This window comes from Ornithinibacillus scapharcae TW25 (genome assembly GCF_000190475.1).
GTDB classification, from domain to species: Bacteria; Bacillota; Bacilli; order Bacillales; family Amphibacillaceae; genus Ornithinibacillus; species Ornithinibacillus scapharcae.
This window is the reverse complement of record NZ_AEWH01000030.1, coordinates 1-3,083: the sequence shown is the minus strand read 5'-3', so window position 1 is coordinate 3,083 and position 3,083 is coordinate 1. Positions and strand designations below refer to the sequence as shown.

Genomic DNA, 3,083 nt, shown 5'->3' with positions numbered 1-3,083 from the left:
ACGTACACACTAGCCATTTTAAAAAGCTTATATTTCTAAATGACATATGCTCTTTTGGAATTTCATTTGGTTACTAACCTAACTAGTTTTTATTTGAATTATTTGCTTTCTCAAATTCTTCAATTTGATTTAATCTTGTTCCTTGAATGCCAAGTAAATTACTTATAAATTCCGGTAGAAAACTCTTAGATTTATAATTAACATTAATATTCCTTATAGATGATATTTCTTCCAAAGATGAATTTACATATGGTGAAAAGCGTTTCTCTAGTAATTCTAATAATGTATTATTCTTTAATTCTTCAGGGGACGTGAACTGAACAAGATCTTCATTATTAATATATTTTCGAACCAATGTTGTCATATAGCTTTGCTTTAAAGAATAAGCTCGTTGCATTGCTGGTATTTCACTAAAGGGTTGAGTACGTAAAGAACTTTTATTAGCTCCTTTTGTACAAGCACCCAAATAATTAGTATCAGCTTCAGATAATTCGTGGGCTAAACCTAGTCGAATTTTATTTATAATTGTCTGCCAATCTTGTTTAATTACCTCTAAGTCTTCTTCAGTATAAGTATGCAAAATAGACTTTATCACTTTATAGTCTGCTCTCTTAATCTCTGGAATCCATTCATAGAACATAATCAAGAGTTTTTCATTTTTCTTCCAAAAACTAGAACTATTGAACGAGTTATGTACTTCTTTGTGATAATTAATTATATTTAGAACAAGTCTTTCCTTAGCAGAAAGAATTCCATTTTTATTCTTCTTAATCGGTGTAACTTTTAGCTCAATTCCTAGTTCAGTGAAATCAGCCTCACTTTTTGAATTAATCTCATATCCAAAGAAGCTTTCTTCTACTATCTGACCTAGTCCACCCTTTGCTCTATCATTTTCAATCCTTCCACTTTTATCTATTTCACCAAAAGTTTTTCCTTCTGCTTGTTTTGATTTATATAATAGTTCTTCAGGTGTTTTATATATCATATTTGTAACCCCTTTCTATATTCTATATTAACATAAAGAGCTGATACTTCTGTATCAGCTCTTTAATAATTCTAATTGTATTAATTCAGATTCATTTGTCATCTTTGATATATTCTCAATTTCTTCTATACGTCTACCCATAATCTCAATAAGATCAACTACTAATGCATTTCCCATACAGAAGTATCTCATTCTATCTGTCATTCCTTCAGTCCAATTATCATTGAAGCCGTTTAGTCTTTCGCATTCAATTGGGGTAAGGAATCTTTTTCTTCCATTTACTTCGACTATATGGGTACTTCTATTAACAGATCCCTCACTAGTAAGCATAGTTCTACCAGGTTTATCCAATAAATCTGTAGGTGACATTCCACCTTCAGAGAAATAGTATTTATGACCATCAGCAGTAGTTCTCTCTACCTTTTTAGCCCCACGCAGATAATCAAATTTGTCTTCAATTTCTTTAGTCAAATAGAACTTATCAGCAACCTCAGCTTCATCAATTAAAATATCACCTAGGGGCGTTGGTTCCATTGAAATCGGTTCTGTATGTGCTGTAAATACACTTCCATTTCTCATAATACCTGCTGTATGAAAATCAAAAGAAAAGTTATCAGAGATGTCAACTCTATCAATTGGTAAAATATCTTGAGAAATGCGTCCTTTATAAGGCTCACCTTTAACAGGAAAAGCTTTTGCAAAGAATCCTTCATTAAAAACAATTTCTTTAGAATCTATCTTCATTTGTTCTTTCCCGAAGAAAACATCATTTTTATATGCAAATATAAATACTCTCCTTCTTCTTTGTGCAAAACCATAATCCGCAGCATTGATAACACGCCACTCCACGGTATAATCCAAGTTACGGAATGTTGCTAACATTACCGCAAAGTCTCTACCACGCTGTTTAGATGGTGATTTTAATAATCTATCAACATTTTCTAACAATACATACTTAGGATGGGAACTTTTTAGTACTCTTTCAATCTCCCAAAATAATACACCTTTTTTCCCCTGAATACCCTTTTCACCAGAAAGTGACCTAGCTACAGAATAATCTTGGCATGGAAAACCACCTACTACTAAGTCTGGCCTCATACTCTGAAAGAGGTCATCTGGAACTATAGCAATATCTTCGTTACTATGGATTCCACTAGTGAAGTTACGAGTATAACAATCAAAAGCATCTTGAGCTTTTCTTGCTGGTTCCCACTGGTTGGCCCATACAACCTCATATAGTTGTTTATTGGCTTTCTCTAACCCTAGTCTAAAACCACCTACACCAGCAAACAACTCAATTACTCGTATTGTTTTTTTGCCTTCCATACACGAACATCCTTTCGCCTTTTCTTCCATTATATCTTATTTTTATCAAAAGATCAAGATCTTTGCTTTAATTTTACTTAAATAATCTATTAGGAGATATACCAATACTAAATTATTATTTTACCATATAAAATCAAAGTATTTCTATGGAATATAATAACTACTTGTAAGAAAAAATTAAAAGAATAGAGGGTAAGAAATCCTACTTTGGGTGGATTACTTACCCTCTATTCTGGAAATAGGTTATTCATAACTTTGCAATATAATCTTTAATTATTTTAGTATGTTTACTCCTAACTCCTTTATTGGCATTCTTTAGAATATCGAGATTTGGTTCTAAAACTTTCACATCCCATTCTTTTTCACCTTCTGGATCTAGACCTATAACTAATATTGGAACTGTTATCGATAGCTTGGCAGAAGGTAGTTCTTTACAAGTCTTCTCAAAGTTTGAAACACCACTATCAATCCTTTTTCCTAATTTGTCTAGTGGTACAATTAATATACAAATATCAGCATAATCATAAGCATAAGAAAGTTGGAATTTGAAATAATCTCTATATGAACTAGCAACATTCCCAAACTCGACCTCAATTAGTATTTTGATTGTCTCCTCACCGACTTTAAATTCCTTTTTAAAGTCACCTCTCAATTCATCTTTAAAATCTTTAGGTGTTGTAAGAGGTTCTTCTACCCAATTAAAATTTTGAAACCTCTGTCTAAAATATGAGTTAATAAGCTGTTGAATTATATCTTTGTTTGGTTGTTTTGA

At 31.8% G+C, this 3,083-nt stretch carries 2 protein-coding genes and 1 pseudogene; all 3 read right to left on the bottom strand.

Annotated features, from left to right (window positions below; all coding sequences use genetic code 11):
- Positions 1–985 (bottom strand): annotated as a pseudogene (locus tag G5W_RS22070) (Sau3AI family type II restriction endonuclease); the annotation flags it as partial.
- A gap of 54 nt (positions 986–1,039) precedes the next feature.
- Positions 1,040–2,311 carry a DNA (cytosine-5-)-methyltransferase gene (dcm, locus tag G5W_RS0107570; RefSeq protein ID WP_010095557.1) on the bottom strand — a complete coding sequence of 424 codons (1,272 nt, stop codon included), beginning with the start codon at positions 2,309–2,311 and terminating at the stop codon, positions 1,040–1,042.
- Between the two features lie 247 nt (positions 2,312–2,558).
- On the bottom strand, positions 2,559–3,083 hold a 525-nt coding region (locus G5W_RS0107565; RefSeq protein WP_010095556.1), incomplete at its 5' end, for a BglII/BstYI family type II restriction endonuclease.